This window comes from Geomonas diazotrophica (genome assembly GCF_019063885.1).
GTDB lineage: Bacteria > Desulfobacterota > Desulfuromonadia > Geobacterales > Geobacteraceae > Geomonas > Geomonas diazotrophica.
Map to the genome: position 1 here is coordinate 222,588 of NZ_CP077684.1, position 14,745 is coordinate 237,332.

The 14,745-nt window shown below is 64.9% G+C and carries 9 protein-coding genes and 1 riboswitch; of the genes, 1 reads left to right on the forward strand and 8 read right to left on the reverse strand.

The window, feature by feature from the left end:
* Nucleotides 1-38: 38 nt before the first annotated feature.
* The gene (locus KP003_RS01000; RefSeq protein ID WP_216790216.1) at nt 39-2,906 is read right to left on the reverse strand and encodes a hybrid sensor histidine kinase/response regulator; all 2,868 of its coding nucleotides are present in this window, start codon (nt 2,904-2,906) and stop codon (nt 39-41) included.
* 180 nt (nt 2,907-3,086) lie between these two features.
* Here KP003_RS01000 and KP003_RS01005 point away from each other — a divergent pair, with 180 nt between their 5' ends.
* Nucleotides 3,087-4,568: a hypothetical protein gene (locus KP003_RS01005; RefSeq protein WP_217300229.1), complete on the forward strand. Its 1,482-nt coding sequence runs from the start codon at nt 3,087-3,089 to the stop codon at nt 4,566-4,568.
* A gap of 9 nt (nt 4,569-4,577) precedes the next feature.
* Here KP003_RS01005 and KP003_RS01010 read toward each other — a convergent pair whose 3' ends face one another.
* The 7 genes from KP003_RS01010 to KP003_RS01040 all read right to left on the reverse strand — a co-directional run bounded on the left by KP003_RS01010 (nt 4,578) and on the right by KP003_RS01040 (nt 14,647).
* Complete coding sequence (locus KP003_RS01010) at nt 4,578-5,168, reverse strand: DUF4337 domain-containing protein (RefSeq protein WP_216499159.1); 591 nt, start codon at nt 5,166-5,168, stop codon at nt 4,578-4,580.
* Nucleotides 5,169-5,181: 13 nt separating this feature from the next.
* On the reverse strand, nt 5,182-5,973 hold the full coding sequence (locus KP003_RS01015) for a PTS sugar transporter subunit IIA (protein WP_216790220.1): 792 nt from the start codon (nt 5,971-5,973) through the stop codon (nt 5,182-5,184).
* Entirely contained in the window at nt 5,973-8,654 is a 2,682-nt protein-coding gene (gene mgtA / locus KP003_RS01020) for a magnesium-translocating P-type ATPase (RefSeq protein WP_216499157.1), read from the reverse strand. Before mgtA ends, KP003_RS01015 begins: the two co-directional genes overlap by 1 nt.
* Before the next feature lie 436 nt (nt 8,655-9,090).
* Nucleotides 9,091-9,259: riboswitch (M-box (ykoK) riboswitch) on the reverse strand.
* 183 nt (nt 9,260-9,442) lie between these two features.
* Entirely contained in the window at nt 9,443-9,715 is a 273-nt protein-coding gene (locus tag KP003_RS01025; RefSeq protein WP_216499156.1) for a hypothetical protein, read from the reverse strand.
* A 153-nt stretch (nt 9,716-9,868) separates the two neighbouring features.
* A complete protein-coding gene (locus KP003_RS01030; protein WP_216790221.1) occupies nt 9,869-12,451 on the reverse strand; it encodes a sigma 54-interacting transcriptional regulator in 2,583 nt (860 codons plus the stop codon).
* Nucleotides 12,452-12,611: 160 nt separating this feature from the next.
* A complete protein-coding gene (locus KP003_RS01035; protein ID WP_216790223.1) occupies nt 12,612-13,844 on the reverse strand; it encodes a hypothetical protein in 1,233 nt (410 codons plus the stop codon).
* A complete protein-coding gene (locus tag KP003_RS01040) occupies nt 13,841-14,647 on the reverse strand; it encodes an outer membrane lipoprotein-sorting protein (protein ID WP_216499153.1) in 807 nt (268 codons plus the stop codon). Before KP003_RS01040 ends, KP003_RS01035 begins: the two co-directional genes overlap by 4 nt.
* Nucleotides 14,648-14,745: the final 98 nt, after the last annotated feature.

Consider the following 14,745-nt stretch of genomic DNA (forward strand, 5'->3'; position numbering starts at 1 on the left):
TGGCGGTGCCTGGAGAGATGCGTCGCGCCGGAGCGGCGTCAGGACGCCAACATCTGCGCGATCTTCTCGTTCAGCTTCCTCGCGTCCAGCGGCTTCGAGATGTAGTGCATCCCTTCCTCCACGATGCCGCGCTGGGCCACGATGTCGGCGGTGTAGCCCGACATGAACAGTACCTTCACCTCCGGGCGGATCGCCCTGATCCGCTCGGCCATCTCGCGCCCGTTCATCCCGGGCATCACCACGTCGGTCAGCACCAGGTCGATCCGCTCACCCTTGCCGCAGATCCCGATGGCCACTTCCGGGCTCTGGGCCTGGATCACGGTGTAGCCCATCTCCTCGAGCATCCTGGTCGTGGTCCACAAGAGCATCTCCTCGTCCTCCACCAAAAGCACGGTACCGCTCCCGGTGGACGGGATGGCGGCGTCGATCTCCTCCTCGTCTGCTTCCGCGTCTCCCAGGCGCGGGAAGTAGATGGTGAACACGGTGCCGTGCCCAGGTTCGCTGTAGACGTTGATGAACCCGTCGTTCTGGGTGACGATGCCGTACACTGTGGCGAGCCCCAGGCCGGTCCCCACCCCCAGCCCCTTGGTGGTGAAGAAGGGCTCGAAGATGTGCTCCCGGGTCTCCCGGTCCATCCCGATCCCGGTGTCGCTCACGGTGAGCTTCACGTAGTCGCCGGGCGCACAGCCTGAGTGATGCCGGCAGTAATCGGCGTCGAGGCGGACGTTGGCGGTCTCGATGTTCAGGGTGCCGCCGTCGGGCATGGCGTCGCGCGAGTTGGCCGAGAGGTTCATGAGGATCTGGTCCAACTGGGACGGGTCGATGAGGACGGTCCAGATCGATGTGGCAGGCTTGAAGTTGAGTCGGACATCCTCGCCGATCAGGCGGCAGAGCATCTTCTCCGCGTCGATGATCTGGCTGTTCAGGTTCACCGGCTTGGGCGAGACGATCTCCTTACGCGAGAAGGCCAGGAGCTGCTTCGTGATCTCGCTGGAGCGCTGCGCCGCTTTCAGGATGTGCTCGAGGTACTTGTGCAGCGGGCTCTCCTCGGGGAGCCGGTGCCGGCACAGTTCCGCGGAGCCGATGATGACGCCCAGCATGTTGTTGAAGTCGTGCGCCACGCCGCCGGCCAGGCGCCCCACCGATTCCATCTTCTGGGACTGGCGCAGCTGCTCCTCCAGCTTCTTGTGCTCGGTCACGTCGCGCCAGATGCAGTAGTAGACGGGGTGATCCTGGACGTTGACGATCTGGGCGTTCACCTCGACGTTTCTCAGCTCCCCGGTTCGGGTGCGCTGCAGCGTCTCGAAGCTCCCCCTGCCGTTGGCCAGGATTTCGGCGATGCGCCGGCGGGTCTCCTCGTGTGTCTCCCGGGCCTCCACGTCGAATACCGTGAGCTTAGCGAACTCCTCCCGGCTGTAGCCGAGCTGCCGGCAGACCGCGCCGTTGAAGTTGATGAAGCGCGCGGTCTCCGGGTCGATGATCACGATGCCGTCCGGGGACTGCTCCAGCAGGATCCGGTTGAACTGCGACTCCTCCTCGACCGCCTTTTCCATCTTCTTGCGCTCGGTGATGTCCGTGACGACCGCTATGCGGCAGGTCCTCCCCTTATACACGATGTCGTGCGAGGTGACCACGATGGGGAACACGGTGCCGTCCTTTCTGCGGTGGTGCCACTCTCCGACATAGGTGTGGCCGGAAAGCCGTGCGGCCACCTCCGCGATCTTCTGCTTCTCGCCTTCCGGGTAGAGGTCGGTCAGGTGCAGCGAGAGAACCTCGTCCATGGTGTAGCCGTAGGCGATGAGGAAGGCGTCGTTGACCGCCACCATCTCCAGTGTCCCCCGCTCGTAGACCAGCATCGGGGCCGGGTTGTGCTCGAACAGGTCGCGGTACCTCTGCTCGCTCGCCCTCAACTCCTCCTCGGCCTCCCGGTGAGCCTCCTCTTCCTTCACGATGACCATGGCCCTCACCACGAAGATGGAAACGGCCACCCCCCCCGCCAGCAGGATCAGCACCGCCAGCACCAGGCGGTTGCGGTACGCGGCGAGCGAAGCCAGGATTTCCCGTTCCGACGAGGCGACCGCGATGGACCAGAAGGTGTTGCCTATGGGGATGGGGTGGAAGACGGCGAGCTGCCGGGCCGGCGCTCCGTGCGGGTCGCCCTCCGCGGGGGCGGTATAGGTTGCCGTGCCGGAAAGTCCTCGCATCATCTGCCGCGCCACCGCGAGCAGGACGGGATAGCCCTTGCCGTCGCTGAGGATGCTCTGGCCGCTGTGCCCCGGGACCGGCGAGTACAGCTCCGTTCCGTCGCGGCTTATCACCCAGGCGTGGCCGGTCTTCCCGATCCTGATGACGTCGAGGTAGCGCTTGGCGAGATTCTGGAAGTTGATGACAATGGCGATGCTCCCCCGGAAGCGGCCCCCCTCGTACACCGGAACGTGCATAGCGATGGCGTCGTACCCCTGAACCGCCCTGAACACGTCGCTCACCACCGGCTTGTGGGTGCGCAGCAGTTCCTGGATGTGCTTCTGGGAGGCGATGTTCCTCCCCGCCATCTCCCGCTGCGGGATGCTGACGAGGACGATGCCGTTCTCGTCCACCCGGGTGAAGGCGCGGATCTGCTCCTTGTGGGCGTCGTAAAAGAATTCCATCTGCTGGCGGCCGGAGGCGTCAGCCGCCGCGATCTCTTTCATGCGCGCCATGGAACTGAGGATGCCGCTCCAGGTGCTGAAGTAATCCTGGATACCCTGGGCCGCCTGCTTGGCGTGGATCATCTGCTCGTCGTGCAGCCTCGAGACGGCGGACTCCCTGGCCTGCTGATAGGCGAACAGGAAGACAAGGGCGCACAGGCCGGTACAGATGAGGACCATGAGTGCCAGGGCCGGTATCTGAATGGTGCGTCGCTTCATGCCGGTTTCTTTCTTTGAAAGTGGGGGGAGTTGGGGCGCTGCTACCATCACTTATCGGCAAATGACTGCGAAAGATTAGCCGCATGTCGCCAGGTAGTGGGTAAGGGTGCGCCGCGTTGAAAAAAGCGGCGCGGCAGATACACTTTGTGAGTTATTTTTAATATGGATCGGGGGCGCGCCATGGAAAGCTACAGGGAAATTGTTGCTCTGCTCCTCGCGGCAGCTACCGCCTTCTTCTACCTCCTCTGGTTCTTCGTGCCCCCGGTCCGCCTGGTATGGCGCTGCCTCTCCACCCGGGAAAACCTTCCCGTCCTGAACACGTTGAAGGCATGCTGCGACTCCGCCTGGCCTTTCCACCCCGCCATGTTCAGAAGGCAGATGCGGCTTTGGCTGGAGCTGAGGCTGCTGCACCCGAAGCCGCGCCGGGAGCCCAAGTGGTTTCTCGACCCCAGGAGCAAGCGCTACCAGCTGCAGTACGACGACCGGGCCTTCAGGCACGAGCTGGCCGAGTGGAAGCGCTCGACACGCGCGAAGTTCGGGGCGCTGAAGATCAAGGAGAAGGAGCCGGTAATCGAGGTGGTGGACGTCTTCCGCCTCAACGACGACGGCACCAAGGAGGGGATCAAGCAGTACCTTCTCGCGGTATCGCAGTTGAGACTCTCGCTGGACGAGCAGGCTTCCTTTCTCTGCAGCGTGAAGATCGAGCACGGCTTTCTATTGCCGCTGAACCTCCTGGCGGGGCTCATGTCACGGTTCGCAGACGACTGGGACCCGATCATCTCCTGTTACGACCGGATGGCGAACCATGCCTTCTCGCCGCAGCAGATGACCATCTTCAACCTGTGGCTGTTGTGGGGGCCGAGCGTGCCGATCTGCAGCTGCGACCAGTGGGGCGGACCGGTGACCCTGCAGTACGGCTTCGGCGACGAGAACAACTCGGTGCGGGTGAGGGTGAGGGACGAGAGGAAGGAGCACCTGCTGGCGGAGCTGCGCAAAGCGGTGGCGGGGAGAAGCGGCGGCGCCCATCCCGCCTTGCATGCCAGCATCACCGGCAGGCTCTGGCCCCCCAGCAGCTTCTTCCAGGGGGAGATCTGCGGGGCGCAGCAGGAGCTTTTGAACCCGGACCGCGAGGCCTTCATCCTGGAGTACGAAGGGCACAGCGTGATCGGCAACCCGGCCAGTTCCAGGCTCTTCTACACGGCCTACGTCTGGGCGCTCTTCGTGGTGGGGAGGGAGCAGAAACCCGGGGGGGACCAGGTGCGCCAGGAGCCATGGCTGCACGTGATCCCCTTCTTCGAGCACGGCAACATCGCGGACGACTCCTGCTACGAGATGGCCAAGCTGCAGCTGGTGCTCAAGGTGATCAACTTCGTGAAGAGCAGCGGTCACCTGGAGGCGGACCCGGGGCTCCCCCCCCTGAGGCTGTGGTACGTGTGCGCCCTGGACGACTCCGGGTGCGGGCGGGACATCGAGGTGGTTCCCAAAGGAAAGACCATCCGGAGTATGCTGGAGGAGCTGCTGGCGGAGAGCGAACAGAGGCCGCTGAAAAAGCGGATCATCACCGACGACCGCAGCTACGCCCAGGTCCTGTCAGGGTGCCACCTCGCGAGGGTGGTGTCAGAGCTCTTCGAGACCATCGCGGAAGGGGGGCGCAGGGGATAGCCGGCAGGGCTAGGTGAGCGCCTTCACCAGGGCGGTCGGGTGCAGGGCGAGGCCGACCAGGCCCGCCACCCCCATCAGGACGCCGAAACCGGCGAACGCGAGCGCCAGGTAGAGGAGCTTTCTTTTCCCGGTGAGCGAGGTGATCGCCAGCATGGCCAGCGAGACCGCCAGCGTGGCGTCGGAGAGGTCGAACTGGTCGTCACGGTAGTTGAGGTCGTCGTACTGCTTCCCAAGGCCGTTCGCCTTTTCGGCCAGCTTTGCTTCCTCGACCTTGTAGCGGGCGATGCTGTCGCTGTACTGCTTCTGCTGGGCGGCCAGGGGAGCCGACACCCTCCCCGGCGCCATGGATTCCAGGGCGGCGACCTGGTTCAGGCCCAGCTCGGCCAGGTGCTGTTTCAGTTTCTTGGCCTGGTACTCGTTCCAGGTGTCCACCTGGTCCGATTTCGCCTGCAGCATCGCCTGCACGATGTTGTCATCCTTCACCTTGCAGACGGCCATGAACACCGAGATGAGCGCGACCGCTATGGCCACCGCGTTGTTGAGGGAGTTTCTGGCTTCGGACGAGTCCAGCCGCTCCTTGAGATCGTTCAGCTCTGACATGAAAGATCCTCCTTCATTTCCCTCCCTGGGTCCGCAGGGCGAGGCAGTCGACGAGGAGGCGCTCCCCGGTGAAGGAGGCCTCCTTCCGTTTCACGATGCGCCACCCCCCGGTGTTGAACGAGCTGTGCGTGGTCACCTCGTCGGAGAGGCCCGGGAGCCCTTCCAGGAGCTCCACGAGGGCGTGGTCATGGCCGAGCACGACCGTCTTCAACCCGGTCCCCACTATGATGGTGATGGGCTCGACGATGAGGTTCGCGAGATCGTAAGGGGCGGGCTCCACGGCGGCCACCTTCCCCTGCAGGCGGATCATCCTGGCGCGGGAATCGGGTCCCACGGTCCCCTTGGTGGTGCTGATCAGGTCGAGCAGGTGGTCGCGGATGTCATTGAGGCTGTCGGCGGCGTTCAGCCGTTCGATTTCCGGGTAGATCTCCAGCGCCTTGGCAAGGAGGGAAACCTCGCGCAGGTAGTTGCTGCGCTGGTTTTCCGGCACGAGGTACATGGCGATCACCTTGACCGCCTTGCCGTCCGGGCTACCGTAGTCGATCCCCCTCGGGCTCCATCCGACGACGCAGATCAGATCCTCGTCAAAGGGGACCCGGGCGTCCGGGCAGGCCCACCCTTTGCCCAGGGCGGTCTTCGAGGCCCCTTCTTTGGCGAGGATCAGCCCCGCTACGTCGGTGTCCGGCGGCAGCGACGGCACGGCCTCGAGGATGTGGGCCAGAAAGCGCAGCGCATCCTCCTTGTCGTAGTCGTCCGGTATCTCGAGAAGACGTCCTTCCTGTAGTGCGTCGAGCAAGCTATCCATCAGTCACCTCCAAAGCGGTTGAAGAACCAGGTCTTCACGAAGTGGGTCATTACCGAGTAGGTCAACAGGAACCCGATGATCCAGATCCAGTAGACCGGGGGCAGCGGCACCAGGTTGAGCGCGCCGGCGAAGGGAGAGTAGGGGAGCCAGGCGCCGATGCCCATGATGCCAAGGGTGGTCAGGGTCATCGGGAGCGATGCGCAACTGCCGATGAACGGGATGCGCCGGGTCCTGATGATGTGCACGATCAGGGTCTGGGTCAAAAGCGACTCCACGAACCACCCGGTCTGGAACAGCTTTGCGAACCCTTCCTGCTGCAGGGCGCTGACGCCCGGGGCGTTGTAGGCGGCGCAGCCGAAAACATACCACATGAGGGCGAAGGTCGCGTAGTCGAAGAGCGAGCTGATCGGGCCGACGCAGAACATGAAGCGCTTGATGTTCTCGATGTTCCACTTGAGCGGCTTGGCAATCAGTTCCGGGTCGACGCGGTCGGTCGGGATCCCGGTCTGCGAGAAGTCGTAGAGCAGGTTGTTGGTCAGGATCTGCACCGGCTGCATGGGGAGGAAGGGGAGCAGGTAGCTCGCCCCCATCACGGAGAACATGTTGCCGAAGTTGGAGGAGGCCCCCATCCTGATGTACTTGACGATGTTCGCGAAGACGCGGCGCCCCTCCATGATTCCCTCTTCGAGGACCAGGAGGCTCTTCTCCAGGAGCACGATGTCGGCGGTCTCCTTGGCGACGTCGACCCCGGAGTCGACCGAGATCCCCACGTCGGCCGCCTTCAGCGCCGGGGCGTCGTTGATGCCGTCCCCCAGGAAACCGACCACGTGGCCGCTGGCGCGCAGGCTGCGCACGATCTGCTCCTTCTGCGCGGGGCTGAGCTTCACGAAGATGTCCACTTCCTGCACGATGGCGGCGAAATCCTCGGGGGTGACACGGGAGAGCTCGGCGCCGGTCAGCATCCGCTCCGCCTTCAGGCCGACGTTGGTGCAGACCCTCTGGGTTACCAGGCCGTTGTCGCCGGTGAGCACCTTGACCCGCACCCCCGCTTCCTGCAAAAGGCCCAGCGCCTCGCTGGCCTGCGCCTTGGGGGGGTCGAAGAAGGCGATGAAGCCCAAAAGGATCATCTGCGACTCGTCCTTCACCTCGAACTGGGTCTTCTGGCGCGGGAATTCGCGGTAGGCGATGGCGAGCACGCGGAAGCCGTCGCGGTTGTGCCGTTCCACCTCCTCGAAGAGGTTGTCCCGGATCATGTCGAAGAGGGGGTAGACCTCCTCGCCGATCTGGTAGTGGCTGCAGCACTCGTAGATCTCCTCCACCGCCCCCTTGCAGATCAGCACGTGGTCCTCCTCGAAGTCCACCACCACCGACATGCGCCGGCGCTGGAAGTCGAAGGGGAGCTCGTCCACCAGGCGGCAGAGCTGGACGTTCATGTCGGTGTGGTCCAGGATGGCGCGGTCGATCAGGTTCCTTAAGCCGGTCTGGTAGTGGCTGTTCAGGTAGGCGTAGGTGAGGACGTCCTCGCTGGTGCGGCCGGTGAGGTCCACGTACTTCTCCAGGACGACCTTGTCCTGGGTGAGGGTGCCGGTCTTGTCGGTGCAGAGGATGTCGATGGCCCCGAAGTTCTGGATGGAGGGGAGCCTCTTGATGATCACCTTCTTGGCCGCCATGGTGAGGGCCCCCTTGGCGAGGTTCACCGTCACGATCATCGGGAGCATCTCGGGGGTGAGGCCGACGGCGATGGAGAGACCGAAGAGGAGGGCGTCGACCCAGTTCCCCTTGGTCATGCCGACGATCAGGAAGACGGCGGAGGTCATCACCAGCATGAAGCGGATCATGAGCCAGGTGAAGGAGCGGGTCCCCTTGTCGAAACTGGTCTCCTCGGCCTTTTCGGCAAGCGACGCGGAGATGGAGCCGAACAGGGTGCGCACGCCGGTATTGACCACGACGGCGCGGGCCGAGCCGCTGTTCACGCTGGAGCCCAAGTAGCAGGCGTTGGGGAGTTCCCAGGCGGAAAGGCCGGCCTCATGCTCCTTCTCCGGCAGCGCGCTCTTCTCCACCGGCATCGACTCGCCGGTGAGGGCCGACTGGCTGACGAAGAAGTCCTTGGCGGAGAGAAGCCGTACGTCCGCCGGGATGATGGACCCCGCCATGAGGAGCACCACGTCCCCCGGGACCACGTCCGAGATCCGGATCTCGGTCTCCTCGCCATCCCTGAGCACCAGGGTACGGGACTGCACCCGCTTGCCCAGGGCCTCGACCGCCTGGCCGGAGCGGCGGTCCAGGATGAAGGAGAGCCCGACGCTCAATATGATCATGGCGCCGACGATGATGGCGGACTTGGTCTCCCCGACGATGCCGGAGATGACGGCGATCACCAGGAGCTGTACGACGAGCGGGCTCTTGCAGCGCTCCAGGAGGTCGGCCAGGACCCCCAGGCGCTTGGCGTGGGCCAGCTCGTTGGCGCCGTACTCGTCGAGGCGCTTTTCGGCCTCCTCGGTGGTGAGCCCCTCCTTCGCCTTGGTGTCGAGCTCCTTGAGTGCATCGCGCACCGACATGGAGCAGATCTCGACCAGGCGGCGCTCGTTTTCGCCCTGGGCCGCCGTTTTCTGCGCTGCGGAGCGCTGGGCCGGGTGCTGCTTCCCGGAGCGCCCTGTGGTTATATTGGAAACGATGAACATCCTGCCTTCTCCTATCAACTGCTGTGCTGCTGTGCGGCCGCCCGTAAGGCGGACCACGACCTCGCGTCGGTCTCCGGAAGGGACGACGGCAAAACGGTCCGGGAGGGGGGGCTCAAAAGGCATGCCCGCACCTCGACCCGAGCGCAAACGGGCAGGTGCACTGCGCCGATGCGTAAACCGGTGAGTTATTGCACTGAGATGGGAGTGTACTACGAACTCCCCGCTGCTTCATCAAGCCCCGTTCCTTGGTGGCGGACGGCGGAGCAAAGCAGACAGGGAAGGAGGAAGGCTTTGCAGGAGGCTATCGCCGCGGGAACGGGATGGGTAACGGATATTCGCTACTATGACTGTCCAATTTGTAGAACCACCACCTTTTCTGTCCGACGTGAAAATACGAAAAAAGGCCACGGGAGAACCCGGGCCTGAACGTCTGCCTGCGATTCCCCACTCGTAGGTTTTCGGCAGTGCACAACGTAGGTCGCAGGGACCAGCTACCTTAAGTAAAGCCTTAATCCGGCAATACCTGGTCTACCCATTGGCGTCTTTCGACGTTTCCGGGCAGTAGCCTGTGTTTGTGCAAACGCCTCATCTTAACGAGGAATTCCGTGCTGCTATGCGTTTGTTGCCAGAACGGGAAGGGCCTTCCGCACCCTGGCCAAAAATTTGTAGCAGTTTTGGGTACAGGTGGCAAGCAAAAAGTAGCCGGGAAAGGGGGAAACGCCAAAGGCCATCGTGAGTGTCACGATGGCCTTTGTGGTGTCGAAATGAAGCGGTACCTGGAGGGGGGACTAGTGGCCGGGCTTGTTCAGTTCGTCGAGGACGTCGTTGGCCTCTTTCAGCTTGTCGTGGAGTTTTTTCAGCTCGTCCGCGGTGTAGACCCTGCTCCCCTTGTTGATCTCGCCCTGCAGTTTCGCGATCTTCTGCTGGATGCTGTCTACTTCGTTTTTGCAGTTTTTCGAGATGAGCAGGCATTCGTCTTTCGCGCCCATGTCAGCGGCGAAAGTCGGTACGCTGCCCATTGCCAGGAACCCTGCCATGACAATCAAAGCAATCCTCTTCATCGTGCGCCTCCTTGTCTGTGGTGTCCTTGCCGGTAGTGAGATGTCCCGCATAAGTAGTAACACCCCCACCGCCTGTGTCAAGGAGATGCCGGACGTCCGGGCACCCTGTGACATGGCGTGCGGCTGTTACTTGAATTATCTCACACTATCGCTTTACAGGATAGCCATGAAGATGACCGCGGCCGCCAGGATGAGCAGGCGGTGCCCGATCAGCGCCCGGGGGGGAAGGCCGTCCTGACGCTGCAGTTTGCCCAGGATGACCCAGGAGAAGACGGCGGCGAGCAAAAGCAAGGGGTAGATGAGCAGGCGCAGCGTCCCAAGCTCCGGGGTGAGCGCCGCCGCGTCCAGGAGGTTCTCAAGCCTCAGTGCCTCCACGAGGAGCGGGACGATCCCGGCGCCCCCCTCCACGAGGGCCCGAAAGAAGATCATGAACAGGCCGGCCACCGCCAGCGGCAGGTAGGCGAGGCCGCTGGTGGTGAAGACCGAGCGCCAGCAGGTGCCGCGCACCGCCGCGGAGGCGAGGGCGGCGAGGAGGGTGAAGCCTGCCACGATGGCCAGGGCCAGCAGGTAGTCGTTCACGCTCCAGAGGGTGCGCGTGAAGATCTCCGGGGGGCGGCCGGCCAGGAGCGGTGTTCCCTTGGCGGCGATCACCACGCCGACCAGGGTGGTGCTGAAGAGCGCCTCGCGGAAGCCGCGCCGGGCCCGGTTGAAGCCCCCCCAGGTAGGGTTTCTCAGGTCGAGCTGCATGGAGCGGTGCGGGCAGCTCCTGACGCAGTTCAGGCAGAGCACGCAATGATCCGAGCTGTCGACGCCCGAGGGGTGCAGCCCCATCGGGCACCCCTTCTCCTTGATGCAGTCGTCGACGCGGCAGCGGCTCAGGCAGACGTTGTGGTTGCTGTGCATCTCAAGCGGAGAGATGCGCGAGACGAGGCTCACGATCCGCCCCAGGGGGCACAGGAACTTGCACCACCCCCGGCGGCCGATCACCAGGTCCGCGCTTACCGTGGCGCAGAGGATCCCCGAGAGGAGCACGCCGGTGGCCCCCGCGTAGCTGAACATGCCGGTCGCCTGCTCCAAAAGGAGGATCGCCACCAGCGCGGCGAAGGAGAGCGACGGCCCCCAGCGGCGCAGCCAGGGGGCGGGGTCGCGCACCACGCGGCTGGAGACCCCGAGGTACTCGCCGATCGCCTCCATGGGGCAGAAACTGCACCAGCCGCGGGCGAACAGGAAGGCGGTGACCAAAAGCGCCGGCCAGCCGATGGTCCAGGCGACGAGGTTGGCCGCGTTGTGCTGGCGCGGGCCGAACAGGGTGTAGAGCGTGACCGCGAGGAAGAGCGGCACGGTGAGCCAGCGCAAAAGGCGCGGGAAGCGCGGGTTCCTGGCCAGGTTCTCCACCGCCGGGAGGGTGAGCAGGTTGAAGCGTCCGTCGCCGAAGGGGTGCCCCTGCAGCGAGATGTGCTCGGGCTGGATCTCGTCATCGTTGCAGACCACGACGGCCCGGGAGACGACCTGGTACAGTTCGCTGGCGTTAAGGGGCCAGTCGTGGTCCACCAGGCGGTTCAGGGCGTCCTGGGAGAGGCGGCGCACCTGCTTGTGGTGCTTCGCGTTCAGGGACTTCAAGAGGCTCCTGGCGATGACCGGGATGTCCTTCTTGCGCTCCCTGAGCGGCACGAGCTCCAGGGTCTCCCCGGAGAGCTTCTTGAACAGCACCGCGTTGAACTTGCCGCTGTCGACCAGCGGCTGCAGGGGCTTGCCGCAGGTGGCGATGATGCGCACCTGGGCGCTCCTGAGCTTCGTCTCCCCGCGGCGGGTGAAATGGCCGTTCTCCATGAAATCGACCAGCTCATCCTGCACGGCGCCGGAGAGGCAGTCGATGTTCCTGAGGATGATGTCCCCGCCGGCGGCGAGCTCGATCATGCCGCGCCTGACCCGGCGTGCGTACATGGCGCCCTCGGGGGCGTGGCCGAACAGGGCCGCCTCCTGGGCGAGCCCGAGAAGGAGCGAGTTCTGCTGCGCGGAGTCGCTGGCGGAGCATTCCTCCCCCATCACCGGCGGAGGGGCGGCACAGTCGAGGAAGAGGACCGGTCGGTCCCCGGTGCTGTGGAAATGGATCAGGCGGGCGGCGAGGTCCTTCCAGGTCCCCGGCTCCCCGAGGATGAGGACGTGGCTCCTGGTGTCGGCCAGGTGCTGCAGGCGCTGGTTCAAAAGGCGCACCCAGGGAGAGGTGCCGGGAAACTCGCCGAATTCCGGGAGGAGCTGCCAGCCGATGATGTTGGTGATCACCTCGCGGTGCTCGCTCTCCTCGCGCTGGTGGCGGTGCGCCCACGAGCCTAGCTGCGCCGCCAGGATGCGGCTCAGGTTGGCGTAGAGAAGGGGCATGGCCTCCAGCAGTTCCTCGAAATGCTCCCGGGTGAGCCGGGCGGCCTGGACCTCGGTGATGGCGCGCACGTCGGCGGAGCGCTTCTCGTCGGTCAGGATGGCGCGTTCGCCGATCACGTTGCCGATGCCGAGTTCGGTGAGGTTGAGGATCTGTCCGGAGCGGTCCAGGAGTTCGACCCTGATCCTCCCGGAGAGGATCACGTAGAGCTCCTGCGCCGGCTCGTGCCTGGCCAGGATCACGTCGCCGGCGGCGAAATCGCGCAGCTCCAGGCGCCGCGCGATGCGCTGCAGCTCCTCCTCGTTGAGGCCGCTGAAAAGGCGTATGCCCGAAATGGTCTCGGAACTGATTGAAGCCATCGTTCTCCCGGCTTCGGCAGGTGGGGTGTCCGGCGCACTGGCGGTTCGGCCGTGGCAGACTGCCGAAGAGGTTTACGATGGTAGCGTAAAGGCGGGGTGGTGTCTAAAACGTATACCGTGCAAAGGGTTGCGGGCGCGTATACGTACCCGCGGCGGGAGGCTACCAGCTGCGGCGTAGCGCCGCCACGAGGCGCCGCGCGCCGTGCAGCGCGCCCAGCGGACCCTGCTCCGAGCCGTAGGGGAGATCGCCCCCCACGGTGACCTTCCAGGTGTCGGTGAGGTTGTAGCCGACCTCTCCCTTCAAGAGGCCATCGCCCCTTTTCAGGCCGCAGTCCCAGACCAGCTTCCAGGCGCCCCACTCCTCGGTCCGGTTCCAGGCGACGATCAGGGCGGGGAGGAGGCCGCGGTCGAAGAGGAGCGTCGGATCGACCGGCGGATCGATGGCGTTGCCGGCCAGGGTGACCAGGAGCGTCCCGTCCCCGAAGCCGCGCTCGACGCTCAGGGTCCCGATGAGCGCGTCACCAAGCTCCCGGTCCGCCGAGAAGAGGGCGGCCGCCTCGCCGCGCAGGACGTAGGGGCCGGCCACCCGCGACACCTCTACCCCGACGCCGTGCTCGCGCGGGTAGCGCCGCCCGACCGAGATCACCGGGGCCGCCCCGCTCTGCAGCGCCGGGTCGAGGGAGAATTCGAGGATGGGCGCCGGACGCACCCCGCTTCTTCCCCAGACGCCGAGGTCCCAGTCGCCGTGGGTGGCCAAAAGGCGCAGGGCGGCGAATCCGGGGAGCGGTGGTTCATCGTCCTTCTCGTAGAACCTGGTTCCCTGGGGGAGCGCGCCCGGGGCGATGGGGGCGTTGCGGCTTCCCAGAGGGGGGAGGCGCCAGGGCGTCGTTACCGGCACCAGCACGGCCTGGTAGCGCAGGTTATCCTCCTGGCCGCTCAGGCGGACGGCCCAAAGAGGCAGCTTTTCGTCGGCGAAGGGGTCGGTGACGTCACGGGGGAGGAAGGCGTCGGCGGGGGAGTAGCCGTCGGTCTTGCCCCAGCCGAGCTGGAAGCGCCCGAACTCCAGATCGTGCGACGGGGCGAGCGGGATGCGCAGCCAGAGCTCCGGGACCGAGAGCGGCGGGCGCCTGAGCCTGCGGTCCGCCGGGTCGAAGACCAGCGGGCTCGTCTGCGGGGAGGTGAGCCACTCGGCGCGCAGGGAGGAGGTGAACTGGCTCTGGTCGAGGCGTTGTTCCCACTTGCCGTAGAGCGTGCCCCACCCGGCGCCGCGGGGTTCGCCCGCGAAGCGCTCGCCATAGGCGAAGCCCTTCACCTCGGCGTAGCCTGAGAACCCCTCTGCGAAGGCGGAGCAGGGGAAGAGGAGCAGAAAAAGGATCAGAAGCCGGGTTGTCAATCGCCCCCCTCGCGGGTCAGGTTCTGCAGCGTGAAGCGGCTGGCGGGCTGGGGACGGTTGAAGGAGATCTGCTTCAGCGTCACCGTGGTGTGGCTCCCCTTCTTCAGGTCGGTCATCTCCATGCGCGCGGCGACGTAGTGCCCCTCGACGTTCTTGATGTCCGAGAGGATCAGGCGCTTGGCCGGCTCCTTCTCACCCTTCCGGACCAGGTCCTCGCGCACCAGGTAGAGGATGTCCTTTCTCAGGTAGAGGGTCAGCTTCTGGTAGATCGACCTGCTCCCCTTTTCCAGCGGGATGGCGGCGATCACCCAGCAGGGCTGCCCGTCGAGCGTTTCCTCACCCTGCAGCGAGACCTTGTACTTCTCGTGGTCGAACTCCTCCATGTCCTCGTAGTTGAAGTCCGTGCCGACGAAGGAGGCGTCCCGGTCCTGGGGCGCTATGCGCCGCTCACGCTTCATGGAGGGGAGGTAGAGCCACTGGTCGGGGTTCTCCGAGCCGGGCCGCGGCAGGGAGAGAAAGCCCACCCCCTTCACCTCGGGAGGATCGGTGAACCGGATCAGGTTTTTCGAGTCGCCCGCGTACCCCTGGCGGTAGCTGTTCCACCCTTTTTTGCGGACTTTCCCCTCCTTGTTCACCACGGTGAGGTCGCCCGAGTACTGCTGGGTCTTGGTGCGGTGCCGGTTCTCGGATTCCTTCAAAAGCGCGCGTGCGTCGGGGGCGGCGAGGGCGGGGGCGGAAGTAACCGGCAGGAGCAGGGCGGCTGCGAGAAGGAATTGCAGCGGTTTCAGTAGAATTCGGATCATGGTGAATACCTCCGTTACATGCATGTGCAATGGTTACCGACCGGTCCCCCTCTCCCCTTGCGGGAGGGGGGCCACCCCCTCGCCCTCCGGGAGAGGGT